We start from the raw sequence: 25853 nt of genomic DNA on the forward strand, positions 1-25853 counted from the left end.
GCACGGTCTAGAAATCGAGGCCCTGGCTCGGGGTGACCAGGCCTGTCTCGTAGGCATACACCACGGCCTGAACCCTGTCCCGCAGATGCAGCTTGGTGAGAATCCGGCGCACGTGGGTTTTCACCGTCGCCTCGGACAGGAAGAACCGGCGTGCCAGCTCGGCGTTCGACAGCCCCTCGGCGATTGCGCCCAGCACTTCGAGCTCCCTCGGTGTCAGGTCCTGCAGCAGCGGGTCGCGGGGAGGTTTCGGCGTGTCGGGTTGGGAGCGGACGTATTCCTCGAGCAGGCGCTGCGTGACCCGGGGCGCGACCACCGCGTCCCCGCTGGCCACCACGCGGACGGCGTGGACCAGCTCGTTGGGCCCGACGTCCTTGAGCAGGAACGCCGAGGCGCCGGCCCGGAGGCCTGCGAACGCGTACTCATCGAGGTCGAAGGTCGTGAGGATGATGATCCGGGCACAGGCGCCGGATCCGGTGATACGCCGCGTGGCCTCGATCCCATCCAGCACCGGCATGCGCACATCCATGAGGACGACGTCGGGCTCCAGCCGTTCGGTCAGGCGCACCGCTTCCGCGCCGTCGGAGGCTTCCCCGACGATCCGCATGTCCTCCTCGCCCTCGAGGATGAGGCGGAACCCCATCCGCAGCAGGGGCTGGTCATCCACCAGGAGGACTCTGATCGGTTGGCTCACGCGGTTTTCTCCTGAAGGTTCTCGGCGGGGGTGTGCAGTTCTGCCGCGACCGTCCAGCCGCCGGCCGCGCCCGGGCCGCAGTTCACCGTACCGCCGTAGATGGCGGCACGCTCCCGCATGCCGGCGATCCCCTGGCCGGAGCCGACCGACGGGACGGGGTCCATGGCTCCCCGGCCGTCGTCGGACACCCGGACCGTGACGGTGTTCCCGGTCCTGGCGATCCGCACGTCGACTGCGGTGACGGCCTTGGCGTAGCGCAGCACGTTGGTCAGTGACTCCTGGACAATCCGGTAGACGGTCACCTGGAAGGCGGCGTCATCGGGCAGGCCGGGGCCGCTTACCTGCAGTCGGATAGGGAGGCCGGCGGCACGGAATCCCTCGAGCAGGCCAGTCAGGGATCCGCCGGCCGGAAGCGGTGCGAGCGGGGCGGCATCAGGCCCTTCACGCAGGACGCCCAGAACCCGACGCATGTCCGCGAGGGCTGTCCGTCCGGTTGCGGATAGCTCCGCAAGCACCTCCCGTGCGCGGTCCTGGTCCCGCTTCACCACAACTGCGGCGCCGTCCGAGAGGGCGATCATCACGGACAGGGAGTGGGCAACGACGTCGTGCATTTCGCGGGCAATGCGGTTCCGTTCATTGGCGGAGGCGAGTTCGGCGTTGCGCTCCGCCCACTCGCGGAGCTCGTTTTCGTGCAGTCTTTCGCGGCGGACAGTGGCGCCGAACCCGACGGCCACCACGTACCACATGACCGCGAAACCCATGATGACCCAGATCAGGTAGGGCTCCTCGACCGGCAGGGCGTCGGGAATGAAGGCCAGCGGAACCACCGACGTGGCAACCGCGGCGCCGAACGCGATGATTGCGGTCCGCAGCGGGAAGGCGACGGCCACCGCGTACAGGGCGAACCAGATCGCAATGCCCACCGTCGAACGCGCGTCGGTGATCATGAGCGCAGCCGGTTCGGTGACGCAGAGCAGCGCGAGGACGATCAGTGGACGGCGGCGCCGGAAGAACAGGATGAGCGCGGCGATACCGATGGGAACCAGGCCCTGCCAGCCGGCGGCCTCCTCGACGGGCAGGAGGACATTGGGCAGGCTCGCCACGAGGAACAGCAGGACGACGACGGTGTCCATCATGTGTGGATGGGACCGGAAATATCCGCGGACGGGGCCGAGCCGCCGTGCGTTGATCTCGGTGAAGGAGACGGCGGCCGTTCGCTCCGCCGTCTCCTTCACTGAGGCTTTTTCACTCATGGAGTGAGCTTATGGCGTGTGCCGGTGCATCCGGTTACACGTCCCGTTTCCGGGTGACAATGAGCGATACGACCAGCAGGGCGAGCGCCCAGCCGGTGAGCACCAGCGCGCCCTGCCCCTGTGTGAGGGCGCCGTCGGCGATGGTGATTGCCACCATCTGTTCGCCGGCGCTGCTGGGGAGGAAGCGCGCGGCGTCGGGAATCCAGTCGGCAATGCCGGCGAGCAGCGTCGCCACAAGGATGGGGACCACAAACAGGAGGCCGATGGTCGTGACAACACCCCCGGCGGTGTTCCGCAGCAGCGTGCCGATGGACATCGCCAGGACGGCCACCAGGGCCAGGACGGATCCGGTGTTGATGATGTGCAGGAGGACGCCGTCGGTGTCCAGCCCGAACGCGAGCTCGGACGGCGCGAGAATCGGCTGGGCGACAAAGTACCCGGCAAACGCGGAACCCGCCCCCAGCACAAAGGCGATCAGCGCGAACACCAGTTGCTTGGCCAGCAGCGCCGGGATGCGTTTGGGGACCGCAACCATGGTGGACCGGATCATGCCGGTTCCCCATTCCGAGGCGATCAGCACCACAGCGAGCGATCCGATCAGCAGCTGCCCGAACACCAGCCCGGAACCCGGAATGGTGGCAACCAGTGACGTTGCGTCCGGGGCGCCCTGCACCTGGGCAGCCATCTCGGGGTTCGACTGCAGGTCGAGCAGCACCGTGGTCTGCCACGCGAACAGCGCTGCCAGGCCCACCATGATCACCACGGTGCTGGTCAGCATGATCACTGTGGAGGGAATGGTGGTGACCTTGATCCATTCGGACTTCAGGACCCGCAGGAAGTTCACGCCGGGGCCGGAGGCTGCACCGCGGCGGGCTGCTGTGTGTTCCGGGTTGGGTGCGGTGGCTGTGTGGGCCATGGCTACCTGCCTTCCTCGGCGCCGGTTCCGGCGGGTGACTGCGGAAGAGTATGGGAGTGGTACTCGACCTCATCGGTGGTGAGCTGCATATACGCGTCCTCGAGCGAGGCCTGCAGCGGCGTCAGTTCGTAGACGAGGATGCGTCCGGCGAGCGCCGCCTCGGCGATCCGGCGGGAATCCGCCCCCGTGATCTCGAGGAGTTCCGGCTCGAGCTGCTGGCTGGTGACGCCGTCGGCCGCGAGCGCCCGCACCAGCTCTGCCGGGTTGTCGGTGCGTACGCGGGTGCGGGACTGGCCGTGTCCGTCGAGGATCTCGCTGATGGGGGCGTCGGCAATGATGCGCCCCCGCCCGATGACGATGAGGTGGTCGGCGGTGAGCGCCATCTCGGACATCAGGTGTGAGGAGAGGAACACCGTGCGGCCCTCAGCCGCCAGACCCTTGGCCAGGTGCCGTACCCACTGGACACCTTCGGGATCGAGGCCGTTGACCGGCTCGTCGAGGATGACGGTGTGCGGATCACCGAGCAGCGCGCAGGCGATGCCGAGCCGCTGTCCCATGCCCAGGGAGAAACCGCCGACCCGCTTCTTCGCAACCGGCCCGAGGCCCGTCATCTCGATGACTTCCCTCACACGGCTGTTGGGGATGCCGTGCGTGGCGGCCATCGCGCGCAGGTGGTTGTACGCGGAGCGTTTGGTGTGGACAGCCTTCGCGTCGAGAAGGGCTCCCACCTCGCGCAGGGGGGCCGAATGCTGGGCGTAATGCTTGCCGTTGACCCGCACGTCACCGCCGGAGGGATTGTCGAGGCCGACGATCATGCGCATGGTGGTGGACTTGCCCGCACCGTTGGGTCCCAGGAAGCCGGTGACGCGGCCCGGTTTCACGGTGAATGAGATTCCGTCTACGGCGGTTTTGGCGCCATAGCGTTTGGACAGGTCTACTGCCTCAATCATGGGGGGCGTCCTTGGGGAAAGGGGATGCGGAGTACTTCCACCCTACGGAGTTCCGGGCTGCGCGGCGCCGACCCGCGGGATGATCTTCGTGCACTCCAGGGTCCGTCGAAAGGATGACCTCCCCTTCCGATCTAGGTGGCGGCGAGCGACTGCGGCCGGCCGGGGACTTCCAGTTCGTGCTGCTCGAAGGTCTCCAGATCCACCACGGTGATGCCGGGCCAGAATCCGTCCCGCGTGTAGCCGCCCGAGAGCAGGGCGTACAGCCTGCCCGTCTCCGGGTGAATCCACGGGATCACGTTCTCATGCAGCCGGTTCAGCGGCACCACCTCCTCCGCGCCTGACCCCAGGTCGCGGACCGTCAGGTTCGGAGATCCGGTGGCATTCCCGAAGGCTCCGGTTCCCACCACCAGCAGAGCGTCCCCGGCGACCACCGTTCCGTGCTGGTGCGAGTTCGCCGTCATCTCCTCCACAGTCACAGTCCCCCGAACAGGGTCGACGACGGCGAGCGCCAGTCCCTGATAGGGCAGCAGGAGGTTACCGGCGTCGTCCACTGCACCGTAATGCGGCTTCTCCCAGGAGGCGAGGCCGCCCTGGGTGCCGAAAGGTGCCACTTCGATCCGCCGGGCCGCGAGGGTCGCGGGGTTGACCACGTGGACCGAGAAGGAATCATGGTCGATCGTGTAGACCTCGGAGCCGTCAGCGGACAACAGCAGGTCGAAGGGCCGCAGCCCCACCTCGACGGTTCCGACCGTCCGGCCCCCGGCAACGTCCATTTTCTCCAGGACCGACGTGCCGTCAGCCCGAAGCACGGCGACGTAGACGGTGGCCCCGTCGGCGCTGGCAACGATCCCGGTGCCGCCCGCCCGGTACTCGCCGTACCCGATTCCGCCCGCCGGGTTGGCATACGGAATCAGGGCGGTACGACGGCGGTCGTCCAGGTCCACCACCGCCACACCTTCCGCCGTGGAGACGAAGGCCCGGCCGTCCACGACATACACGTCCCAGGGCGCCGCCCCGACCGGGATGCTGTCCTCCACAGGGTTCCCCGCAGCAGCGGGGTCGATGACCAGCAAGCTGTCCCCCACCGCGTCCGTGGCCAGGACAAGGGCCTCTGAGGGCGGAGAAGGCGAGGCCGCAGCAGAGGGCGACGGCGCCGAGGAAGGTGTGGGCACGGCAGGGGCGGGAGACCCAGAGCGCACCGGAGAAGGCGCGGCCGCCGTCGAAGAGGAAGAAGAGGACGGGGAAGGACCGGGCACCGCCGTACATGCTGTCAGGAACAGTAGGAAGGAAACGACGGCGGCGCGGCGGAGCATGCATCCATTGTCGCCCCCCGTTAGAGCGGGCCGTCCAGGTAACGCTGGACAGTCGGCGCAACCAGCCGGACAACCTCCTCCCGGTTCGCCGAAGCAAGCGGCTCAAGCCGCAGAACGTACCGGGCCATCACCATGCCCATGACCTGGCTGGCGGCGAGCGAGGCCCGGAGCCGCGCGTCCTCCTCGGTCATCCCCGTGGTGATAAGCGCAAAAATCCGCCGGCCGAGGACCTCGCGCATGAGGGCCGCCTGGGTCCGCGACCCCACAGCTCCCCGCAGCAGCGCCAACAGCGCCGGCTGCGCAGGTGACTCCCACAGTGCCAGCAGGGTCCGCACCAGCTCCTCACCCCGTTCCGGAACGGGACAGCGCACGACGCCGGCGAGCACCGTCGCGGGATCGGCCGGCAGTTCTATGCAGGCGGCGAACAGCTCGTCCTTGCTGTCGAAATAGTGGTGAATGAGTGCCGGATCCACACCGGCGGCGCGGGCGATCCCCCGGAGGCTGGCGCCGTCGAAACCGTGCTCGGCGAACATTCCACGCGCTGTCGCAATAATGTGGGCGCGGGTGTCCCCGGAGCCGGCCCTCCGGCCGCGCAGTGCCCTGCTCACGAGGTCCGGCGCCGGAGAGTCAGTGAGGCCAGCAGCAGCACCGCGACAATGACCGCGCCGATCACCGCGATGTCCGACCAGAGCTGGGCCGTAGGTTCGGAGTTCCCCGCGATCTCGAACAGTGCATCGACCGAATACGTCAGCGGCAGAACACCGGACACGGCCTCGAGGATCTCGTTCATGTCGTCCCGCGCCACAAAGAGTCCACAGAGCAGGATCTGCGGGACCACCACCACCGGCATGAACTGCACAGCCTGGAACTCGGTACGCGCAAAGGCCGAGCACAGCAGGCCCAGGGCAACCCCGAGGACCGCATTGACGACCGCGACCATCACCACCAGCCCCGGGCTGCCCTCAATGGCGAGGTCAAAGGTCCAGTAGGCGATCGCCGTGGCCACGCAGGCCTGTAGCGCCGCCATGAGTGAGAAGGCCAGTGCGTATCCGAACAGCAGGTCAGCCTTGTGGATCGGTGTGGTCAGCAGACGCTCAAGGGTGCCCGAGGTCCGTTCGCGGAGCATGGTGATCGAGGTGACCAGGAACATCACCACGAACGGGAAGATGGCCAGCATCATGAGCCCCACCCGGTCGAACGTCCTTGGGGCTCCGGGCGGCAGCGTCTCGTTCTCGTACAGGAAGTAGACAACGGCCAGCAGCAGCGCCGGAACTACCAGGATCAGGGCGATGCTGCGCGGGTCGCTTCGGAGCTGGCGCAGAACCCTCCCGCAGGTGGCCACCAGCATGGCCGGGTTCATGACGCCACCCCGGCGTTCTGAGCCTGGATGAGGCGCAGGAAGGCGAGTTCCAGGTCATCAGTGGCGCCGCGCCGTCGTAGTTCCTGCGGGGTAAGCTGCGCGAGCAGGCGGCCTTCGCGAAGAAGAAGCAGGGAATCGCATCTGCCCGCCTCCTCCATTACGTGGCTGGAGATGATCAGCGTGGTTCCCTCGGCTGCGAGTGCCGCGAAGCGGTTCCAGAGGTCCACCCGGAGCACCGGGTCCAGGCCCACGGTCGGTTCATCGAGCACCAGCAGCACCGGCCGCGCCACGAGGGCGCAGGCGAGGGAGACGCGGCTGAACTGCCCTCCGGAGAGGTCGCGCGCCTTGCGCCGCCGCAGGTCAGAAAGCCCGACGGCGTCAACGGCCGCCTGCGCATCCCTTCTGCCGGCGCCGGCCATTGCACCGAAGTAGCGGACGTTCGCTTCGACGGTCAGGTCCGGGTAAACGCTCGGATCCTGCGTCATGTATCCCACCCGGCGGCGCAGCGAGGGGTGGCCCGCCGCCCTGCCCAGTACGACGACGGACCCGCCACCGATCCTCTGCGCGCCCACTATGGCGCGCATGAGAGTGGTTTTTCCGCTTCCTGACGGCCCCAGGAGGCCGGTGATCCGCCCGGAGGGAAGGGTGAAGCTGAGGTCCGTGAGGACCCGGTGCCGTCCGCGGTTGATCATGAGGCCGGATACTTCCACCGCGTCCGGTTCCGCGGCCCGCTGTGCGGTCATGACCGCCTCCCGCTAATTCACCAGTTGGTGAATTAAGGGTAGATCCGTGGGAACAACCGGTCAACGGGAACTGACGGACGCAAACTTCCTGACCGCGAGCGGCACGAAAATCACCAGCATCACCACGATCCCGATGATCACGGTGACGATCGGGTTCTGCAGCGTCCAGGCGGTTGGCTCGGGGAATTCCGGGTTGGTGTTATGGATCGGGACAAAGGCGTTCGAGATGAAGGTCAGCGGGAACAGGATCATGAAGGACGCGTTGTTGATGACCTCCGGGCTGCGCACGCTCATTCCGAGCAGGGCCATCACCCAGCTGAACGAGTAGGAGAACAGTAGGAGGACACCGACTCCGCCGAGAAAACCCCAGAACGACGTCGTTACGCGCCACCCGACCACCCAGCCGGTTCCCATCATGATCAGCATGGAGATGCTGTTGATGACGAGGTCGCCGTTGGTGCGTCCGATCAGCACCGCCGCCGGACTCATGGGCAGCGTACGGAAGCGGTCGATGATCCCGTCCTTGAGGTCCTGTGCCATGGCGGCTCCGGAGAACGTTGAGCCGAAGATGACCGTCTGCGCAAAGATGCCGGCCATCAGGAAGTTCACGTAGTCAGGCACGTTCATGGCGCCGGCGTACACCTGGCTGAACAGGAGGACAAACATGATGGGTTGAAGGATGGTGAAGACCAGGATCTCCGGCACGCGTTTGATCTTGATCAGGTTGCGGCGGGTGGCGATCCAGCCGTCCGAAACGAACTGGGCGAGCGGTGAACCCACGCTCTCGAAGGCGGGTTGAGTGACCGCGGTCATTTCGCTGTCTCCATTTCAGTGCTGTCGGTGCTGGTCTCGTCTTCGGCTTTGTGGCCGGTGAGCTTGAGGAAGACATCATCCAGGGTGGGCCTGCGCATCCCGGCGTCATGCAGCTCGATGCCCGCCTCGCCGAGGTCCGAGAGCACGTACTGCAGTGCGCGTGGGCCCTCGACGACGGACACCTCCACGGTGCGGTCGTTCACGGCGGGAGTACCGTCACCATGGCGTGCAAGGATCTCTCGCGCCGCTCCGGCGTCGGCCTCGTTCACCAGCGTGACGACTACCCGGTGGCCGCCGATCTGCGCCTTCAGCTGATCGGACGTGCCCTCGGCGATGACCTTTCCGCCGTCGATCACCGCAATGTCATCGGAGAGGTGATCGGCCTCCTCCAGGTACTGCGTGGTGAGAAGCAGCGTGGTGCCGTCATTCACCAGTTGCGTAATGATTTCCCACAGGGCCAGCCGGCTGCGCGGGTCCAACCCGGTGGTGGGCTCGTCGAGGAACAGGATCTTGGGGTTGATCACCAGTGCGCCGGCAAGGTCGATGCGGCGTCTCATACCGCCGGAGAATCCCTTGACGGGACGGTTACCGGCCTCGGTCAGCTCGAACTGTTCAATCAGTTCCTGGGCCCGTTTCCGCGCGGTACGGGCACCGAGGTGATAGAGCCTGCCGACCATCTCGAGGTTCTCGAACCCGGTCAGGTTCTCATCGACCGCCGCGTACTGGCCGGACGCCCCGATGATGCGCCGTGCCGCCTTGGGGTTACGGAGCACGTCGATCCCGTCGATGTGCGCCGTACCCTCATCGGGCCTGATGAGCGTGGTGAGCACCTTGACCGCCGTCGTCTTGCCCGCTCCGTTGGGACCGAGCAGGGCCTTCACGGTTCCCTGGGGCACGGACAGGTTGAGGCCGGCGAGCGCATGCACGGGGCCGCTTTTAGAGGTGTACGTCTTCTTCAGACCTTCGGCCTGGATGATTGTCATGGGTAAACCCTAGGTTTGGGGGGATTTCGGATGAAGGGGATCGCGGACAGGTTCAGTCCGCTACCTCGACGGCGCTTCGGAGGACACCGGCACTCCATGCCACAGGAACTGGGCAAGATCCGAGCCTAGTCACCGCGCCGCCCTTCCGCGTCCTCCTCAGGGAGTATCTCTCCGCCGTTGACCCAAATAGCCCGCCGCGCGCAGGGCAGCCCTTGACGACCTTCAGGCGCAGGTCGAGAGTTACTAGAGACGCCCGTATTTCGGGCGCCGCTCGCCATGCAGAGACATGCGAGCCCCTCTTCAGGAAGGTGGAGGCAATGGATGCAACGACGTTGACCTGGGTCATCATCGGGATCATTGTGGTCCTGCTCATCATCGGTTTGATTATTTTTCTGGGACGCAAGCGCCAACAGGCCCATGTTCAGGAAAAGCGGCGTGAGGACCACGAGCGCGCGAACCAGATCCGGGAGGAAGCGCACGCAAAGGATCTTGAGGCACGCGAGCGCGAGGCACACGCAACCCGCGCATCGGCTGAGGCCCAGCAGGCCGAAGTGGACGCCGAGCGGAAGCGCCAGGAAGCGGAACAGCGCCAGGCCGATGCACAGGGACTGCGCCGCGAGACCGACGAGCGCGCCCGCCAGGCGGACGAAATCGACCCTGAGGTCACGGACGACCGCTCACACCGGGACCACAACCGCGGGAACGACGGCGAGCACCGGGACCACAACCGCAGGGACGACACGGAAACCCGGAACGACGCGGAGTACCGGGACGACAGGGTCCACTCGGACAGCCCCGAACACCGGAACGACGGCGTCCACCAGGACGGCCCCGATCACCGGGACGACGCGGATCCGGGACGCTCCGGACGGCACTGACTTCACCAACCACGAGGCGGGCAGCTCCACGGGCTGTCCGCCCGTCGTCGTCCTTTCCCTGTCCACTCTGAACAGACGACGACGGCGTCAGGACGGAATGCGCGAGCCTTCCGGTTCGCTCGCCGGGCGTTCTGCTGCGGCCGGCGCCACGAGGAAGGATGCCAGGACCGCCACGCCGACGGCGAGCAGTGCGTTGCGGATCCCCACCTGATCGCCGAGGAATCCGAGCAGTGGCGGGCCGGCGAGGAACGCCATGTATCCGATGGTCGAAACCACCGACACGCGGGCGGCTGCGAACCGCGGCTCATCGGCGGCGGCGGACATGCCCATGGGGAAACCGAGGGCAGCACCGGTCCCCCACAGCACCGCGCCGGCCCCGGCAAGCAGCACGTTGGGCGCAAGGACAAAGAGCAGCAGGCCAACCAGCGACGACGCGAGACTCACCTGCAGCACGCGGACCCGTCCGAACCGGTCGATAAATCCGCCGCCCACAAAACGGAAGAGCGTCATCGAGGCGACGAACACACCGAACATCAGGGCGCCCACAGCCTCGCTGGCACCGAGCCCGTCGACGGTTGCCTTCGCGACCCAGTCATTTGCTGCGCCCTCCGTCAGCGCCGCTCCCAGTACCACCAGCCCGATCAGGAGCGTGCGTGGCTCCTTCCAGGCGGCGAGGCCGTTGCGTCGGGGGGAGGCGTCGTCGTCGTGCTGGTGCGCATGAGGAATCTCGGGCAGGAAGTAGCGCGGAATCCACAGCGAAATGGCCAGTACCAGAACCGCGACGCCGAACAGGTGCGTGGACAGGGCAACCCCGGTCGCCGCGAGACCTGCGCCGGCTACCGCGCCCAGGAACGCGCCGCCGCTGAAGGCGGCGTGGAACTTGGGCATGATGGTGCGCATGAGCCGGCGTTCGACGTCGGCGCCTTCCAGGTTCTGCGCCACGTCCCACAGTCCGATTCCGAGACCGAAGACAAACAGGCCGGCCGCCGTAAGGATCACCGATTCGGCAACCAGCCCACTGGCTATGGTTGACGCGGCAATAGTCGAGAGAATTCCGCCCACCCGCACGGCATTCGCGGTGCCGATCCGGGCCGCGACCCCGCCGGACAGCGGCAGGGAAATCATCGAGCCGATGGCGGCCACCAGGAGCAGCGTGCCCGTCTGCCCATCGCTCAAACCCAGGACGTCCGACGCCGACGGGATGCGGGCCGCCCAACTGGCGAAGACCAGTCCATTGAGCCCGAAAATTGCGAAGGTTGCCCACATGGCCGGATTGAGGTTGGTTTGCACCTGTAAACCGTATGCGGACCGGCCCGGCGGGTCCACCGCCGGGGGGCAGTGTGAGGAACGTTACGGCCCTAGCGGGAGCGCTGAACCCGACCCTCGTCCCACACCGGAGTCTCGGACTCGTACACTTTCCCGTCCTCGCCGAACACCAGGAACCGGTCGAAGCTCCGCGCAAACCAGCGGTCATGGGTCACCGCGAGCACCGTGCCCTCGAAGGCGTCGATTGCACGTTCCAGCGCCTCGGCGGAATGGAGGTCGAGGTTGTCGGTGGGCTCGTCGAGGAGCAGCAGGGTAGCGCCGGAGAGTTCCAGCAGCAGGATCTGCAGGCGTGCCTGCTGGCCACCGGACAGGGAATCGTAGAGCTGCTCCGACTGGCCGGCAAGGCCGTAGCGGTCCAGCACGGCGGACGCCGCTTCACGCCCCAGACCGGACCGGTGATCGTCCCCGCGGTGCAGGATGTCGAGCAGGCTCCGGCCCAGCAGATCGGGGCGAACGTGAGTCTGGGCAAAGAACCCGGGCCGGATGCGCGCCCCGAGCTTGACGACGCCGGTGTGCGGCACCGGCGCAATGCTCACCTCTGACACCGGCTCATGCTCCTTCTCCGGGTCCGTGCCGCCTGCGGCAAGCAGCCGGAGGAAGTGCGACTTCCCGGATCCGTTCGAGCCGAGCACCCCTACCCGATCCCCGAACCAGATCTCGGTACTGAACGGCTTCATCAGGCCGGTGAGCTCAAGCTTCTGCGCCACCACGGCACGCTTGGCGGTGCGCCCGCCCTTGAGCCGCATGGTGACGTTCTGCTCGATCGGGATCGCCTCCGGCGGCCCGGCCTCCAGGAATTTCGCCAGCCGCGTCTGGGCAGCGTGGTAGCGGTTCGCCATGTCCGAGCGGAACGCCGCCTTGTTCTTGTACATGTTCACGAGCTCTTTGAGCTTGATGTGCTCCTCGTCCCAGCGCCGCCGCAGTTCCTCGAACCGCGCATTCCGGTCACTTCGAGCCTGCAGGTAGGTGCCGAACCCGCCGCCGTGTACCCAGCTGGAGGCTCCGAGTGCGCCCGGTTCCAGGGTCACGATGCGGGTGGCTGCGTTGTTGAGCAGTTCCCGGTCGTGGCTGACGAAGAGTACTGACTTGCCGGACTCGTTGAGCTTCGCCTCGAGCCAGCGCTTGCCGGGCACGTCGAGGTAGTTGTCCGGCTCGTCGAGGAGAAGGAGGTCATCAGGTCCGGCGAACAGCGCCTCGAGCACCAGCCGCTTCTGTTCACCGCCGGACAATGACGACGCCGCTCGGTATTGCGCGCGCTCATACGGCAGCCCGAGCGCCGCCATCGTTACTTCGTCCCAGATGGTCTCATGTTCATACCCGCCGGCGTCTCCCCAATCGGCAATCGCCTGGGCGTAGCGCATCTGGGTGGGTTCGTCGTCGTGCTCCATCATGGCGAGCTCGGCGTCGTCGATGCGTTTGGCAGCCGCGGCGAGCGCGGGCGGAGCTGCGGAGACCAGGAGGTCGCGGACGGTGGTGTCGTCGCGGACCTGACCCACGAACTGGCGCATGATGCCCATGGAGCCGGAACGGGTGACAGCGCCCTCATCGGCGGTGATGTCCCCGGCAACAATGCGCAGGAGGGTGGTCTTGCCGGTGCCGTTCGGTCCGATCAGGGCAGTCTTGTGGCCCTCTCCCACCTTGAAGGTGACGCCGTTGAGCAACTGCCGGCCGTCGGAGAGGAAGTAGTCGATGTTGGAAACGTCAAGGTGTGCCACGGGTCCAGTCTTTCACCCGTGCGGAATTCACCGTTAACTGAAGCAGGGCCGCCCCGTGAGGGACGGCCCTGCTGAAGCACTCCGTTTAGAGAGCGTCCACCACAACAACCAGAACGTTGTCGACGATGTTCACGTCGACGACATCCTGTACATCGATGTCGTTCTCATTCAATGCCTGGACGGTGAGACCGTTCAGCACGTTGTTGTTTTCCACGTCCACGTCGATATCACTGAGGACATCGCCTTCAACGTTGACCAACTGAATCTGGTCCACGTCGACGGTGCGGTCGAGATTCACGGCGGCTGCTACCAGCCCGCCGATCGCTCCTGCGTTCTGTCCGCCAACCACGCCGACACTCTCAAGGGGTGCGGCCTGGGCCATACCGGCTCCGCCGAATGCGAGGGCTCCGGTAACAGCTACGGTTGCGATAGTGCGCTTCGTGTTCATGGTTGTACTCCTTCGATTAGACTTTGGGGTTCTAATCCCGGCGTGCCCCTAGACCGTAGACAGATCGCTCCGGGAAAGCAAGCTGGCTTACTATTTGTAGTGGTCTATGTACGGGGGCCGGAGGAGCATTCAGGCGATCACGCCATGCTGCGGAACGCTTTCTCGCGGAGGCCGGCACGCTGCTGGTTGGTCAAGGACAGCCACTTAGCCGGGGTCAACCTCAGCTCCGCAAGGATGCGCCGGTCCTCGATTGACAACACCGTCGGTCCGGACGCCAGGCGCCGGCGGCGCAATCGGCTGAGCCCCACGGCCCCGACCACCAGCACAACGACCGTGACCACCACCAGGACAGCTATCAGTTCGATATTCATGTTTTCTCCTGCGGACGATTTCCCGGCCGCCACCGGGAAGAAGTGCTCATGATCCTCCCGGCGCCTTGGGAAAACGCTGGTTGCCGTGCCGGTTGAGGTGACGCAGGATGGGACGACGATGTACAAGGACATCGACGTGGTGATGGAGGATGCCCGGGACCTGGTGCGCGTTCGCCACACCCTGCGCCAGATCGTCAACGTGAAAGGAAACTGACCGGCGGCTTTCCTCACCCGAAGTCGTTGAAGCTGTACACGTGCAGCCCGGCAAATCCGCCTGCCTTCTCCACGGAGCGCACCAACGGAGAGGGATCGTACGACGACGGCGCGAGCACCGTGCGCAGCAGCGAACCGCTGCGCTGTGCGAACTTCAGCGACGGACCGACTCCGATGCGTCCAGCGAGGGCGATGAGGCGCGTGCGGCGGACGCGGCCGGGAACACCCGCCCAGACCGGGACCGTCACGCCGTCAGCCCTGAGCCTTCCCACGTAATCCGTGAGAACATCACCCGAGAAGCACATCTGCGTGACCGCCCAGCTGCCGAGTTCCTGTTTCTTGAGGAGCAGCTCGGTCAGTTCCGGCTCGGCAATGGTGGGATGACCCTCCGGATAGGCAGCGAAGCCGGCTTCGAATCCGCCGATTTCTGCCAGATCCTCCATCAGCGGCAGGCTCCACGCGTACGGTCCGGCGGCCTCGCGGGAATCGCCGGCGATCACAAAGAGGTCGCGCATCCCGGCATCGCCGAGCCGGGCCGTGAACTCCGCCAGCTGGTGCCTGGACGCGATGGTTCGGGCGGCGAGGTGGGGCACCGCCCGGTAGCCCAGGGCGGCGAGTTCTCCCGCGAGCTGCACCGTCTCCTCCGGCCCGTGGTGGGGAAGGCAGGTGATCGTGACCGTTGCCCCCGGGGCGAGGTGCCGCCGCACCTGGGCAACGATGTCTCCGCCGGGGACAATCTCAACCCGGGCCGGGAGTCCCACTCAGCACTCCACCACGTTCAGCGCGAGACCGCCGCGCGCGGTTTCCTTGTACTTGTCCATCATGTCCGCACCGGTCTCACGCATGGTCTTGATGGCGGCGTCGAGGGAGACGAAGTGCTGCCCGTCGCCGCGGACCGCCATGCGGGCTGCGGTGATGGCCTTGATGGCACCGACTGCGTTGCGTTCGATGCAGGGGATCTGCACCAGTCCACCGACCGGATCGCATGTCAGTCCCAGGTTGTGTTCGATGCCGATCTCGGCGGCGTTCTCCACCTGCTCAGGCGTTCCGCCCAGCACCTCGGCGAGCCCGGCAGCGGCCATTGCGCAGGCAGAACCGACCTCGCCCTGGCAGCCGACTTCCGCCCCGGAGATGGATGCGTTCTTCTTGAAGAGGGCACCGACAGCGGTGGCGGCGAGCAGGAAGCGGATGACGCCGTCGTCGTCGGCTCCTGGAACAAAGTCCGTGTAGTACTTCAGGACGGCCGGGATGATCCCGGCCGCGCCGTTGGTGGGTGCGGTGACCACCCGCCCGCCGGCGGCGTTTTCCTCATTCACGGCGAGCGCAAACAGGGTGACCCATTCCATGGTGCTGAGGTGGTCATCCGGATCCGCCTCCTTGCGGAGCAGTTCAAGCTGCCTGGCGGCACGGCGCCGCACGTGAAGGCCGCCCGGCAGGACGCCGCTGTTGGTGGAGCCGCGGCGGATGGTGTCCTGCATGACGTCCCAGATTTCGAGCAGGCCCTCGCGGACTTCCTGCTCGGATCGGGCGGCCAGTTCATTGGCGAGAACTATCTCCGAAAAGGACTTTCCGGTTGCGGCGGCGATCCCGAGCAGCTGCTCACCGGACTCGAAGGGGTAGCTGACCGCAACCGTGCTGTCGGTCGGCAGGTCAACGCCGATCTGGTCCTCGTCCAGCACAAATCCACCGCCGACGGAATAGTACTCCCGGGCGAGGAGAAGCATGCCGTCAGCGTTATATGCCGAATGGCGCATACCGTTGGTGTGGTAGTCCAGGCGCTGCCTGCGGTGCAGGATGAGGTCCTTTTCGGGGTCGAACGCGATCTCGTGCGTGCCCGCCAGCCGAAGCACCTTCGATGTTGAGATTTCTTCCACGCGCGGTTCGGCCCGCTCCGGATCGGTGAGGTGGGGCTGTTCCCCCTCCAGTCCGAGAATTACAGCCTTGACCGTCCCGTGCCCGTGGCCGGTCACGCCGAGTGATCCGAACAGTTCGGCCTTCACCCGGTGTACCTGGGGAAGAAGGTCCCGCTCGACCAGCAGCCGCGTATACAGGTACGCCGCCGTCATCGGTCCACCCGTATGCGAACTTGAGGGACCGATTCCGATCTTGAACAGGTCGAAGGCGCTGATGGTCATGAGCGGCCCGGCCGCCTGTAGAACGGCAGTTCAACCACCGTGAAGCCCTCGGGGCGCCCGCGCAGGTCCACCTCAAGTTCCGTACCGGGTTCCGCCAGAGCCGTCTCCACATAGGCCAGCGCAATGGGATAGCCGAGGGTCGGGCTGGGGAGCCCGGAGGTCACGGTTCCGACGGTGCGTCCGTCCGCGACGACGCCGTACCCGGCGCGGGCCGATCTCCGCCCGGTGCCGCGGAGGCCCACCAATTTCCGAGCCGGGGTCTCCCCCTTGAGCGGTTCAAGCACCGATCGGCCCACGAAGTCGTCGGACTTCTTCAGGCTGACCACCGGGCCCAGACCCGCCTCGAAAGGATTGATGTCCAGACCCAGCTCATGCCCGTACAGCGGCATGCCAGCCTCGAGCCGCAGCGAGTCGCGGGCGGCCAGCCCGCACGGCGCCAGTCCGTGCCCGTCTCCGGCCTCCGTCACGGCATTCCACAGCTGTGCAGCGTCACCGCTTCCGATGAAGAGCTCGAACCCGTCCTCGCCGGTGTACCCGGTCCGGGCCAGGAGGACCCGCAGGCCTGCGAGCTCCACGTGGACCGCGGCGTAGTACTTCAGCGAGGTGATTGCCGCCTGGTCCGAACCGGTGGCCATACCGAGCAGGATCGCCTCGGCGTTGGGGCCCTGAACCGCGATGAGAGCGGTCTCTTCGGACTGGTCCTCCACCTGCACGTCGAAGTTCACGGCCCGCTCCCGCAGTTCGGCGGCCACGGCGTCCGAGTTCGATGCGTTGGGGACCACCAGGAACTCATCCTCGGCGAGACGATAGGTGATGAGGTCATCGATCACCCCGCCTTCCGGCGTGCAGATGAGCGAATACTTGGCTTTCCCGACGGCGATGACGGCGAGATTGGAGACGAGCGCATAATTCAGGAACTCCGCAGCCTGGGGGCCGCTGACCAACACCTCGCCCATGTGGGAGAGGTCGAAGATCCCGGCGGCGCGGCGGACTGTGTGGTGTTCCTCAAGTTCACTGCGGTACTTCAGCGGCATCTGCCAGCCGCCGAAGTCGGTGAACGCTGCGCCAAGTCCCTGGTGCTGGGCATAGAGGGCGGTCTGCTTGGTCATGGTTCTCCCTAGTCTTCGAATTCCTCGATCGGAGGGCATGAGCAGACAAGGTTCCGGTCTCCGTGTGCACCGTCGATGCGGCGTACCGGAGCGAAGTACTTGTCATGGCGCAGCGTGCGCAACGGGAAGGCTGCCAGCTCCCGGGGATACGCAGAGGACCAGTCGTCGCTGATCAGCATCTGTGCCGTATGCGGGGCCTGCCGGAGCGGACTCTCTTCAAGCTGCCATTCACCGGACCCCACGCGGTCGATCTCACCGCGGATGGCGATCATCGCGTCGATGAAGCGGTCCAGCTCGGCAAGGTCCTCGGACTCCGTCGGCTCGACCATGAGCGTGCCGGCAACCGGGAAGCTCAGCGTCGGTGCGTGGAAGCCGTAGTCGATGAGACGTTTGGCGACGTCCTCGGCGGTGACCCCGGTCCTGGCCGTGAGTGCGCGGAGATCAAGGATGCACTCGTGGGCCACCAGACCGTTCTCGCCCGAGTAGAGCACGGGGAAGTGCTCGTTCAGGCGGGCGGCCACGTAGTTCGCGGCCAGGAGCGCCGACTTGGTGGCAGCCGTCAGCCCCTCGCTGCCCATCAGCGCAACGTAGGCCCAGGAAATGGGGAGGACGCCTGCCGAACCGAAACGGGACGCTGAGATCGGAACACCGGAGACGCCGTCGTGGTCGTCGCGCTGGACGCCGTTGGCGTCCCCGGGCAGGAACGGCACGAGGTGCTCTGCCACCGCAACCGGTCCGACGCCGGGGCCGCCGCCGCCGTGCGGGATGCAGAAGGTCTTGTGGAGGTTCAGGTGGGAGACGTCGCCGCCGAACTCGCCCGGCTTCGCGAGCCCGACCAGCGCGTTGAGGTTGGCACCGTCGATGTACACCTGGCCGCCGGCCGAGTGCACCTGGTCGCAGACCCAGCGCACGTCTTCCTCGAAGACGCCGTGGGTGGAGGGGTAGGTGATCATGATCGCGGACAGGGTCTCCCGGTTCGCCTCGATCTTCGCCTGCAGGTCATCATGGTCGATGTTGCCGTTCTGGGCGGTCTTCACCACCACCACCTTCATCCCGGCGAGCACCGCCGATGCGGCGTTAGTGCCGTGCGCCGATGACGGGATGAGGCACACGGTACGGGCCTCGTCACCGCGCGAGAGGTGGTAGTTGCGGATTGCCAGGAGTCCGGCGAGCTCGCCCTGCGACCCGGCGTTCGGCTGGATGGAGACCTTGGCGTAGCCGGTGATCTCGGCGAGGCGGTTCTCGAGATCGTCGATCAGGTGGCGCCAGCCCTCGGTCTGGTGCTCCGGCGCGAACGGATGGATGGTGGCGAACTCCGGCCAGGAGATGGGCTCCATCTCAACCGTGGCATTGAGCTTCATGGTGCAGGAGCCCAGCGGGATCATGGTCCGGTCCAGCGCCAGGTCCCGGTCGGAGAGCGCGCGCAGGTAGCGCAGCATCTGCGTTTCCGAGCGGTGGAGCGCGAAGACCGGGTGGGTCATGTACGACGACGTCCGCTGCAGTTCAGCGGGAATCGTTGCTTCTCCCCCGCCCGGCAGTTCAACGCCGAAGACCTCCGCGATGGTCTCCAGGTGGGCATCCGTGGTGGTCTCGTCGCACGAGATGCCGACATGGTCTGAATCGGCCAGGCGAAGGTTGATGCCGCGCTTTTCCGCCGCGCTGACGAGCTCCTGCGCCTTGCCCTCCGCCTTCACCAGGAGGGTGTCGAAGAACTGCCCGTGGACCGTGCCCGGGAGAGCGGCCGCAAGCCTCGCAGCCCTGGAATGGACGCCCTCGGCGATGGCCTTCAGCCCATCCGGGCCGTGGTAAACGCCGTACATGCTGGCCACGATCGCCAGCAGCGCCTGGGCGGTGCAGATGTTGGACGTCGCCTTCTCCCGGCGAATGTGCTGCTCGCGGGTCTGCAGTGCGAGGCGGTAGGCGGGAGCGCCGTCGGCGTCCTTCGACACACCGACCAGGCGGCCCGGAAGCATACGCTCCAGTCCCTTGCGGACGGCCATATAGGCGGCGTGCGGCCCGCCGAAGAACAGGGGAACACCGAAGCGCTGGGCCGAGCCGACCGCAATATCCGCGCCCTGTTCGCCGGGCGGGGTGATCAGTGTCAGCGCAAGAAGGTCAGCCGCCACTGTGACCAGGGCACCGGCGTCGTGCGCTTTGGCGATGAGGTCCGCATGATCGCGCAGGGCACCGGAGGTGCCGGGCTGCTGCAGGACAATACCGTTGACGTCGCCCTCGGGCAGCCCGTTCGAGAGATCAGCAACCTCAATCTCGAACCCCAGTGCCTCGGCCCGGCCCTTGACCACGGCGATGGTCTGCGGCAGGCAGTCCGCATCCAGCACAGTGCGGCCGCCCTTGTTCCTGCCCGAGCGGCGCATCAACAGAACCGCTTCCGCTACCGCGGATGCTTCATCGAGCAGGGACGCGTTGGCGATCGGGAGGGCCGTGAGGTCCTGGACCATGGTCTGGAAATTCAACAGTGCTTCAAGGCGGCCCTGGGAAATCTCCGGCTGGTATGGGGTGTACGCGGTGTACCAGGCGGGTGATTCGAGAACGTTGCGGCGGATGACCGGCGGCGTCACGGTGTCGTAGTAGCCCTGGCCGATCATCTGCACGGCGGTCGTGTTCCTCGCCGCGATGCGGCGGAGCTCCGCGAGCGCTTCCGACTCACTCAGGGCGTCGGGAAGATCCAGACCTTCTGCGATGCGGATGCTCGCCGGCACCGCCACGTCAACGAGCTTGTCCAGGCTGGGATAACCGAGAACCTTGAGCATGTGCTCGGCATCGCCCGGGCGCGGACCGATATGACGGTCGGAGAAGTTAGTTTCCGTGGGAAAGGTCATGGGAACTCCGTAGCTCAGTGTCCACTCCCCAAGGGCGCGGACTATGGTCGGGTTCCTCCCCGCTCTGTATTGGACCTGAGAGATTCGGCGAACACGCCGTTCGCGTTGCACCGTCGGTGGGCACAACCCAGATGGGCGTGCCGCTTTCCAGAGTTGCCTGTCCGCTGCGGTGCTGGGCCTGAGAGATTCCCGGGGAGGATTTGCTCCTACGGCGCCTGCCCGTGTGAAATCCACGGCAGAACTCTCCCGCGGCGGGTCATCGGCGTTTGATAAGAAGATGGCTATTCAGTTGTGGTCGGAACCAACCTTACTCTCCGGCATGGGGTCCCTGAAATGGATTGGACACCCTCCTGGAGCTCCTGCGGGCTGTCTTCAGGAAAAAGTTGCATCTACAACTAGTGGTGGGCTACTCTTTAGTTAAAGGTTCAACTAACTCGGAGGATCCCATGCCCGTCTCACCCGTCCGCCTGAACCACGCTGTGCTGTTTGTCGCCGATCTTGAGCAAGCCGAAGCCTTTTACACCGACGTCATGGGCATGGAGGTCGCTGCACGCGAACCGCGCGCCAATGCCGCATTCATGCGGCTGCCCCGCTCCGGAAACCACCACGACCTCGGCCTGTTTGGAGTGGGAGCGGGCGCTGCGCCGAAGGTGCCCGGCAGTATCGGGCTCTATCACCTCGCCTGGCAGGTGGACACCATTGAGGAACTCGCCGAGGCCCGGGCGACCCTGCAGGAATCCGGCGCCTACTCGGGCGAATCCAGCCACGGAGCAACCAAGAGCATCTACGGCGCCGATCCGGACGGCAACGAATTCGAGATCATGTGGATGCTGCCCAGGGACGCCTGGGGCGAGTATGAAAACTCCGCGCCCGTTGACCGCCTTGACCTCGACTCCGAGCTCAGCCGGTGGTCGGGCGTGCAGACGGCAGGCCGCATGGTGACCGGAGACCGCACCGAATCCAGGGAGGATTACGCGTGAGCTCCTTTCCCGACCCCATCGTCGCCTGGCACAGCGCCGGCGACGCCGATCGGCCATTGGTGGTACTGCTCCACGGCCGCGGCGCTGACGAGGCAGGGATTATCGGCCTCGCCGATCACCTGCCGTCCGGTGCCTCCTATGCGGCGGTGCGTGCGCCGATCCCTGCGGGCGGCGGCTATGCCTGGTTCGCGAACCGGGGAATCGGGCGCCCCGTCGCCGAATCTCTTCGGGAAACGATGGACTGGTTCCGGGAATGGTTGGCCGGGGTTGCCCCCGCGGGTCGCCCGGTCCTGCTTCTCGGCTTCAGCGGAGGCGCCGCCTTTGCCGGCGGTCTGCTGCTCGATGAACCGGAACGCTTTGCCGGTGGCGCCATCCTCTACGGCGCGCTGCCGTTCGATGCCGGCGTACCGGTCACGCCCGCGCGGCTGGCGGGAGTACCGGTTTTCGTGGCACAGGGGGATGCCGACACCGTCATTCCGGCGGAACTGCTCGAGCGCACGTGGGACTATCTGCTCGGCGACTCGGGTGCTCCCACTTACGCGCGCCGCGACGCGGGCGGTCACAGCCTGAGCCCGCAGACGGTCGATGAACTGGGAGGGTGGGTCGCTGAACGCCTTCTGTTCCTGCAGCGCCGCGGGCAGCAGCCCGCAGGGTAGGGCCTAGGCAGCAGGCGACAGCCCGGGCATCGGAAGGCCGAAGACATCCTTCAGTGCCAGCTTCGCAGCGTGATAACCGCCCATGCCGTGCACTCCCGGCCCGGGCGGAGTGGACGCCGAGCACAGGTAGAGGCCCTTCGCCGGCATCCGCCAGGGATTGGGTCCGAGCGACGGACGTGCCAGCAGCTGCGGGATGGTAACCGCACCGCCGCTGAAATCACCGCCCACATAGTTCTCGTTGTAGTGTTCCAGGTCAGCCGCCGTCATCACATGGGAACGGACGACGACGTCACGGAAGCCGGGCGCAAAGCGCTCGATCTGCCGCACTATTGCTTCCGTCATGTCCCGGGTGGACCCGTGGGGCACGTGGCAGTAGGTCCAGAGCACGTGGCGCCCGTGGGGAGCGCGGGAGGGATCGAACCCGGACGGCTGGGAGACCAGGACGTAGGGGTTGTCCGGGTGCCGTCCCGCCGCCACGGCGGCTTCGGATGCCGCCGTTTCCGCACGGGTACCGCCCACATGGACCGTGCCGGCGGACCACACCTCCTCATTGGCCCACGGCACCGGCTCGGACAGGATGAAGTCCACTTTGCAGGCGCCGTCACCGAACCTGAACTTGTCCAGCGTGGCGAGGTACTTCTGCGGCAGCCGCCCGCCTGCAATCCGCGCGGCAACGTTCGGGGAGACGTCGAGCAGGACCGCCCGGGCGCCGTTGAGCTCGCCTACGGAATCGACCGTTTGCCCGGTGTGGATCACTCCGCCGTGGGCACGGATGTCCTCCGCCATCGCGTCCACGAGCGCCTGTGATCCACCGAGCGGGATGGGCCACCCACCGGCATGCGCGAGGGCACCGAGCGTCAGCCCGGCACCCGCGGCTGCGGGCGAGGGCAACCGTCCCACGGCATGCGCGGCAACACCGGTGAACAATGCGGCTGCTTCTTCCGTCGAGAAGCGCAGGTTCCACAGCCCGGAGCCCTGCTCCAGAGTTGCCAGGCCAAGGAGTGCGGCCGCCAGCGGGTGCCGCGGCACGCGCAGGAACTGGTTCAGTCCCGTGTCCACCACGCCCTCAATGTGCTGGATCAGCGGCCGCATCAGGCGTCGCCAGGCCTGCCCGTCCTTTCCGAGCCCCTGAACCGTCCGCCCGAGGTCGCGGTAGGCGAGGCCCGCGCGGCCGCCACCCAGCGGATTGGCGTAGGACAGCTCCGGCACTTCAAAGCGGACCCGTTCCTCCAGTCCAAACTCCCGGAAGAACGGGGAGGCCAGCGCCATCGGGTGCACCGCCGAGCAGACATCGTGGAAATGGTCCGGCTCGAGCAGCTCCATGGTGCGCGCTCCGCCGCCGATGGTCCGCCCGGCCTCGAAGACTTCAACGTTCAGTCCAGCCCGTGCCATCACGACGCCGGCCGCCAGCCCGTTGGGCCCGGCCCCGACTATCGCGACGTCCGCCATGACTAGCTCCCGGCCCCGGAACGGCCTGCCCGCAGCCTGGCAAGCGACGACGCCGCCCCCATCAGAAGCGCACGGCCCTTCGCGGCCGCCGTGCGCCGGAAGGACAACAGTCCGGCGACCAGGCGGTACCGGCCGGGGTTAAGCGGAATGTCGTAGGTCGTGGGGATGTCCACGACGTTCTTCGAGAAGTTGCGTTTGAAGGTCGTCACGTTGACGAGCTGGGGGTAGTTCTCGCTCACGATGCCGGTGAGGCCGCATGCAGTGTTTCCCGCCGCCTTCAACTGCCTGAACGCTTCCCACAGCAGCAGGTACGGCGCGAAGGTCTTCCGCGCATCGTGGGTGCTGCCTGCAAAGTAGTAGACCGAATAGCCGCGGTACTCGGTGGTGATGAGCCAGCTCACCGCCCGGTTGTCGACGTAGGCCACCATGAGCCGAAGATAATCGCCCAGGGTCGAGAGCAGCTTCTCGTAGTAATCGGCGCCGAAGCTCGAGAAGCCGTCGCGCTCCGCTGTTTCCTGAAGGATCGGGTAGAGCTCCTTCCGGAACACGTCCACCCAGTCCTCCCGCTCGATGGTCCGGATTTCCACCCCTGAGCGTTCCGCACGGCGGATGCTGTTCCGGGCGTTGGGCCTGAAGGACTTGAAGATCGCATCCTCGGAGGGCGTCAGATCGACGACGATCTCACGCTCGTACCAGCCGTGCTCAATGGGCCCGTCCGCGGGGGGCTGCGGGTGCTGGACCTGCATGCGGACGTAAAGCGGGTCTGTGCCGGGATCGGCAGCGAACTGCCGCTGGACCGTCCGCATCAGGCGAAGCTCTGCCTCCGGGGAACGGTCGGTGAGCCAGACCGGGCCGTTGATCGACACCAGGGATTCACGGAACCTGCGCCGCACCCGGAGCAGGCTCATCAGCACCGCCGGCGCACCGCCGTCGTCATAGTAGGCCCACAGACCGTAGGGTTCCCGGCCCAGGCCCCGCTCGAAGGCGGCCCACTGGGGGGTCTGCTCGAGGGGGATCACGACGCCGGGATGAGCCGATGTCAGCGCTTCGAAAGCCTCAGGGGTAAGGCGTTCGCTGCGGAAGACGGATTCTGTCACTGAGGGTCTTTCGGTGCGGGAGTATGCGGATCCGGACGGGACTCGTTCCAGCCTACCGGAGGGGGTCCGGTCCGATCAGGAGCCGTGTTGAAAGGGCCGCCGGCAGGATCATCGATCTGCAGGCGGCGTACCGGATCGTATTCCGGCTCCACTATGTGATGTGCCACGCGGTACATGAGGTATCCGGTCACCAGCAGACGCCCAAACACCGCGGCCACAAAGTAGGGCGAGTCGATGTTGTTCTCCACTGCGCCCGACGACGCCTCCCGGGCAACATACATCCAGAAGGCCCACCAGTGCAGCACTTCCACAAGCTGCCAGACAACAAATATTCTCCAGTCGACATAGGACAGTGCCAGGAAGGGAAGCAGCCACAATGTGAACTCGGGCCGGTAGTTGGGAAGAACGAGAACTAGCGCTCCCATCAGGAGAAACACCACCTGGGGAAGCCGCGGCCGCCGTGGAGCCTTCAGGACCAGCAGCACTATCAGCCCTCCAAGCACGCTGAAGGCCCCGACCGCCAGGAGCGTCGCCGTCTCTGACGCAAGAGCCGGAACGCCCAGCCGCTCAGCCAGGAGGTCATAGCCCGCCCAGAGCGAGGACGAAATGTTCAGGCGCGCGGGGTCGTACTGCCAGGGAAGCGCCAGGGCCTGCCCCGGACCAAACGGAAGAACCATGAGGAACCAGATCGCCCCCATCGAGCCGCCGGCGAGCAGAACCGCCCGCCACCGGCCCGTACGCGCTGCCAGCAAAGCCATCGCCGCCAAAACCAGCACCACGTGGATGCTGAAACCGGCACCGAACCCCAGCAGCACGCCCGCCATCACGTAGCGGTGCCGGGCAAACGCCAGCACCGAGGCCACGCTGAGGCCTACGGACAGCAGCGCCCAACCCGACGTGGCAGTGAGGATCAGGATGGGCGCTGTTGCAACTATTGCCGCGTCCCACGGCCGCCGGCTGGCAAGCCGTGCGGTTCCAAGGACAACGCCGATCCACGCCGCGGCAATCAGCACCGCGTGGAGGTCGAAAAACTGAACCACCGTCTCCGTACGGACTATTCCGTCCGACGACGCCGGCACCAGCAGCGAGACCAGTCCCGCCACCACCCCGGTCAACAGCGGGCCATCGAACGTCGATCCCTCAGCAAACGGCAGCAGGCCGCTCCCGAGGCCCTGGAACTGGAACGCTTCGGTCCAGTCGGAATAGCAGGTGCGATAGAACTGCGCCGGCCGTACCCACCCTTCCTCCCGGCACGGAACCTTGACCAGGAACGCGAGGAGGGCCGCCGCCGTCGTCAGCAGGATCAGCACCCGCTCGATTGTGAAGACCGCCGGCCGAATCAGACCGGGCGCGGCATGCCGGCCCAGCGGGCCGCCGGCCACTTCCCTGAGCTGCCTGAGCAGCGCATCCCTGCGGGACGGCGCGGAGATACTCGCGGGGTGCCGCAGGCTCTCCTCATGCTCCATGGGTCGAAAGCCTAGCGGCGTCAGGAATGACTCGGGAACAGCGTGTGTTGGCATAAACAAGTAGACTGTGTGAGCTGTGGATTTCGCCGGGGGCCAAAGACAAAACGACGACGTCAGTCCAACCGGTCTTATAACGCGCGTAAAGAGG

Annotated in this window: 25 protein-coding genes and 2 riboswitches; of the genes, 4 read left to right on the plus strand and 21 right to left on the minus strand. The window is 66.3% G+C overall.

The features are described from left to right. Positions 1–7: 7 nt before the first annotated feature. The 10 genes from BLS52_RS13380 to BLS52_RS13425 form a co-directional block, all read right to left on the minus strand. Positions 8–691, minus strand: a complete 684-nt coding sequence (locus BLS52_RS13380) for a response regulator (RefSeq protein WP_090587381.1) — start codon at positions 689–691, stop codon at positions 8–10. Further along, on the minus strand, positions 688–1944 hold the full coding sequence (locus tag BLS52_RS13385) for a sensor histidine kinase (protein WP_090587383.1): 1257 nt from the start codon (positions 1942–1944) through the stop codon (positions 688–690). The genes BLS52_RS13380 and BLS52_RS13385 overlap by 4 nt, the downstream gene beginning before the upstream one ends. Before the next feature lie 34 nt (positions 1945–1978). Beyond that, a complete protein-coding gene (locus BLS52_RS13390; RefSeq protein WP_090587384.1) occupies positions 1979–2860 on the minus strand; it encodes an ABC transporter permease in 882 nt (293 codons plus the stop codon). A 2-nt stretch (positions 2861–2862) separates the two neighbouring features. Then, complete coding sequence (locus BLS52_RS13395) at positions 2863–3810, minus strand: ABC transporter ATP-binding protein (protein ID WP_090587386.1); 948 nt, start codon at positions 3808–3810, stop codon at positions 2863–2865. Positions 3811–3941: 131 nt separating this feature from the next. Next, on the minus strand, positions 3942–4982 hold the full coding sequence (locus BLS52_RS13400) for a YncE family protein (RefSeq protein WP_217636760.1): 1041 nt from the start codon (positions 4980–4982) through the stop codon (positions 3942–3944). A gap of 161 nt (positions 4983–5143) precedes the next feature. Beyond that, the gene (locus tag BLS52_RS13405; protein WP_245702867.1) at positions 5144–5731 is read right to left on the minus strand and encodes a TetR/AcrR family transcriptional regulator; all 588 of its coding nucleotides are present in this window, start codon (positions 5729–5731) and stop codon (positions 5144–5146) included. Continuing rightward, a complete protein-coding gene (locus tag BLS52_RS13410; protein ID WP_090587389.1) occupies positions 5728–6471 on the minus strand; it encodes an ABC transporter permease in 744 nt (247 codons plus the stop codon). Before BLS52_RS13410 ends, BLS52_RS13405 begins: the two co-directional genes overlap by 4 nt. Before the next feature lie 8 nt (positions 6472–6479). Next, positions 6480–7226, minus strand: coding sequence for an ABC transporter ATP-binding protein (locus BLS52_RS13415; RefSeq protein ID WP_090587391.1), 747 nt, complete (start codon positions 7224–7226; stop codon positions 6480–6482). A 60-nt stretch (positions 7227–7286) separates the two neighbouring features. Continuing rightward, the gene (locus tag BLS52_RS13420) at positions 7287–8039 is read right to left on the minus strand and encodes an ABC transporter permease (protein ID WP_090587392.1); all 753 of its coding nucleotides are present in this window, start codon (positions 8037–8039) and stop codon (positions 7287–7289) included. Then, positions 8036–9022, minus strand: a complete 987-nt coding sequence (locus BLS52_RS13425) for an ATP-binding cassette domain-containing protein (protein ID WP_090587394.1) — start codon at positions 9020–9022, stop codon at positions 8036–8038. The genes BLS52_RS13420 and BLS52_RS13425 overlap by 4 nt, the downstream gene beginning before the upstream one ends. Before the next feature lie 317 nt (positions 9023–9339). Between BLS52_RS13425 and BLS52_RS18555 the strand changes: the two genes are divergently transcribed. After that, positions 9340–9900, plus strand: a complete 561-nt coding sequence (locus BLS52_RS18555; RefSeq protein ID WP_090587395.1) for a hypothetical protein — start codon at positions 9340–9342, stop codon at positions 9898–9900. A gap of 87 nt (positions 9901–9987) precedes the next feature. Here the strand turns inward: BLS52_RS18555 and BLS52_RS13435 are convergent, their stop codons facing one another. The 4 genes from BLS52_RS13435 to BLS52_RS13450 all read right to left on the minus strand — a co-directional run bounded on the left by BLS52_RS13435 (position 9988) and on the right by BLS52_RS13450 (position 13760). Further along, positions 9988–11166: an MFS transporter gene (locus tag BLS52_RS13435; protein ID WP_090587439.1), complete on the minus strand. Its 1179-nt coding sequence runs from the start codon at positions 11164–11166 to the stop codon at positions 9988–9990. A 92-nt stretch (positions 11167–11258) separates the two neighbouring features. After that, positions 11259–12941: an ATP-binding cassette domain-containing protein gene (locus BLS52_RS13440; protein WP_090587397.1), complete on the minus strand. Its 1683-nt coding sequence runs from the start codon at positions 12939–12941 to the stop codon at positions 11259–11261. An 85-nt stretch (positions 12942–13026) separates the two neighbouring features. Further along, complete coding sequence (locus BLS52_RS13445) at positions 13027–13389, minus strand: hypothetical protein (protein ID WP_090587398.1); 363 nt, start codon at positions 13387–13389, stop codon at positions 13027–13029. 137 nt (positions 13390–13526) lie between these two features. Continuing rightward, positions 13527–13760, minus strand: coding sequence for a hypothetical protein (locus tag BLS52_RS13450; protein WP_090587400.1), 234 nt, complete (start codon positions 13758–13760; stop codon positions 13527–13529). Between the two features lie 85 nt (positions 13761–13845). Here BLS52_RS13450 and BLS52_RS18335 point away from each other — a divergent pair, with 85 nt between their 5' ends. Continuing rightward, entirely contained in the window at positions 13846–13974 is a 129-nt protein-coding gene (locus BLS52_RS18335; RefSeq protein ID WP_342707458.1) for a hypothetical protein, read from the plus strand. Positions 13975–13987: 13 nt separating this feature from the next. On the opposite strand, the gene BLS52_RS13455 is transcribed toward BLS52_RS18335, so the two are convergent. The 4 genes from BLS52_RS13455 to gcvP are packed head-to-tail and all read right to left on the minus strand — an operon-like array spanning position 13988 to position 20057. Beyond that, entirely contained in the window at positions 13988–14734 is a 747-nt protein-coding gene (locus tag BLS52_RS13455; RefSeq protein ID WP_090587401.1) for a methylenetetrahydrofolate reductase, read from the minus strand. Then, positions 14735–16108 (minus strand): L-serine ammonia-lyase, encoded by a 1374-nt coding sequence (locus BLS52_RS13460; RefSeq protein WP_090587403.1) that lies wholly within the window; start codon positions 16106–16108, stop codon positions 14735–14737. After that, complete coding sequence (gene gcvT, locus BLS52_RS13465) at positions 16105–17217, minus strand: glycine cleavage system aminomethyltransferase GcvT (RefSeq protein WP_090587404.1); 1113 nt, start codon at positions 17215–17217, stop codon at positions 16105–16107. Before gcvT ends, BLS52_RS13460 begins: the two co-directional genes overlap by 4 nt. Positions 17218–17225: 8 nt before the next feature. Beyond that, on the minus strand, positions 17226–20057 hold the full coding sequence (gcvP, locus tag BLS52_RS13470; protein ID WP_090587406.1) for an aminomethyl-transferring glycine dehydrogenase: 2832 nt from the start codon (positions 20055–20057) through the stop codon (positions 17226–17228). Positions 20058–20111: 54 nt separating this feature from the next. Next, a riboswitch (glycine riboswitch) is annotated at positions 20112–20214 on the minus strand. Then, positions 20215–20316, minus strand: a riboswitch (glycine riboswitch). A 187-nt stretch (positions 20317–20503) separates the two neighbouring features. On the opposite strand from gcvP, the gene BLS52_RS13475 reads away from it, so the two are divergent. Together BLS52_RS13475 and BLS52_RS13480 are read left to right on the plus strand one after the other, a co-directional pair. Then, positions 20504–21037, plus strand: coding sequence for a VOC family protein (locus tag BLS52_RS13475; protein WP_090587407.1), 534 nt, complete (start codon positions 20504–20506; stop codon positions 21035–21037). Further along, entirely contained in the window at positions 21034–21693 is a 660-nt protein-coding gene (locus BLS52_RS13480) for an alpha/beta hydrolase (protein ID WP_090587409.1), read from the plus strand. The genes BLS52_RS13475 and BLS52_RS13480 overlap by 4 nt, the downstream gene beginning before the upstream one ends. Positions 21694–21696: 3 nt before the next feature. Here BLS52_RS13480 and BLS52_RS13485 read toward each other — a convergent pair whose 3' ends face one another. Genes BLS52_RS13485 through BLS52_RS13495 form a run of 3 tightly spaced genes read right to left on the minus strand, consistent with a single transcriptional unit; the run spans position 21697 to position 25705 of the window. Next, complete coding sequence (locus BLS52_RS13485; RefSeq protein ID WP_090587411.1) at positions 21697–23142, minus strand: phytoene desaturase family protein; 1446 nt, start codon at positions 23140–23142, stop codon at positions 21697–21699. Between the two features lie 2 nt (positions 23143–23144). Next, a complete protein-coding gene (locus BLS52_RS13490) occupies positions 23145–24239 on the minus strand; it encodes a lipid II:glycine glycyltransferase FemX (protein ID WP_090587413.1) in 1095 nt (364 codons plus the stop codon). Next, positions 24236–25705, minus strand: coding sequence for a hypothetical protein (locus BLS52_RS13495; protein ID WP_090587414.1), 1470 nt, complete (start codon positions 25703–25705; stop codon positions 24236–24238). The genes BLS52_RS13490 and BLS52_RS13495 overlap by 4 nt, the downstream gene beginning before the upstream one ends. Between the last annotated feature and the right edge of the window lie 148 nt (positions 25706–25853).

The sequence above is a fragment of the Arthrobacter subterraneus genome, from assembly GCF_900099735.1.
Lineage (GTDB): Bacteria > Actinomycetota > Actinomycetes > Actinomycetales > Micrococcaceae > Arthrobacter_D > Arthrobacter_D subterraneus.

Bases quoted from the DNA above. Each gene is read 5' to 3' on its own strand.
- BLS52_RS13385 (WP_090587383.1), bottom strand. From the start codon at position 1,944: ATGAGTGAAAAAGCCTCAGTGAAGGAGACGGCGGAGCGAACGGCCGCC.
- BLS52_RS13390 (WP_090587384.1), bottom strand. From the start codon at position 2,860: ATGGCCCACACAGCCACCGCACCCAACCCGGAACACACAGCAGCCCGC.
- BLS52_RS13395 (WP_090587386.1), bottom strand. From the start codon at position 3,810: ATGATTGAGGCAGTAGACCTGTCCAAACGCTATGGCGCCAAAACCGCC.
- BLS52_RS13410 (WP_090587389.1), bottom strand. From the start codon at position 6,471: ATGCTGGTGGCCACCTGCGGGAGGGTTCTGCGCCAGCTCCGAAGCGAC.
- BLS52_RS13415 (WP_090587391.1), bottom strand. From the start codon at position 7,226: ATGACCGCACAGCGGGCCGCGGAACCGGACGCGGTGGAAGTATCCGGC.
- BLS52_RS13420 (WP_090587392.1), bottom strand. From the start codon at position 8,039: ATGACCGCGGTCACTCAACCCGCCTTCGAGAGCGTGGGTTCACCGCTC.
- BLS52_RS13425 (WP_090587394.1), bottom strand. From the start codon at position 9,022: ATGACAATCATCCAGGCCGAAGGTCTGAAGAAGACGTACACCTCTAAA.
- BLS52_RS18555 (WP_090587395.1), top strand. From the start codon at position 9,340: ATGGATGCAACGACGTTGACCTGGGTCATCATCGGGATCATTGTGGTC.
- BLS52_RS13435 (WP_090587439.1), bottom strand. From the start codon at position 11,166: ATGTGGGCAACCTTCGCAATTTTCGGGCTCAATGGACTGGTCTTCGCC.
- BLS52_RS13445 (WP_090587398.1), bottom strand. From the start codon at position 13,389: ATGAACACGAAGCGCACTATCGCAACCGTAGCTGTTACCGGAGCCCTC.
- BLS52_RS13450 (WP_090587400.1), bottom strand. From the start codon at position 13,760: ATGAATATCGAACTGATAGCTGTCCTGGTGGTGGTCACGGTCGTTGTG.
- BLS52_RS13460 (WP_090587403.1), bottom strand. From the start codon at position 16,108: ATGACCATCAGCGCCTTCGACCTGTTCAAGATCGGAATCGGTCCCTCA.
- gcvT (WP_090587404.1), bottom strand. From the start codon at position 17,217: ATGACCAAGCAGACCGCCCTCTATGCCCAGCACCAGGGACTTGGCGCA.
- gcvP (WP_090587406.1), bottom strand. From the start codon at position 20,057: ATGACCTTTCCCACGGAAACTAACTTCTCCGACCGTCATATCGGTCCG.
- BLS52_RS13475 (WP_090587407.1), top strand. From the start codon at position 20,504: ATGCCCGTCTCACCCGTCCGCCTGAACCACGCTGTGCTGTTTGTCGCC.
- BLS52_RS13485 (WP_090587411.1), bottom strand. From the start codon at position 23,142: ATGGCGGACGTCGCGATAGTCGGGGCCGGGCCCAACGGGCTGGCGGCC.
- BLS52_RS13495 (WP_090587414.1), bottom strand. From the start codon at position 25,705: ATGGAGCATGAGGAGAGCCTGCGGCACCCCGCGAGTATCTCCGCGCCG.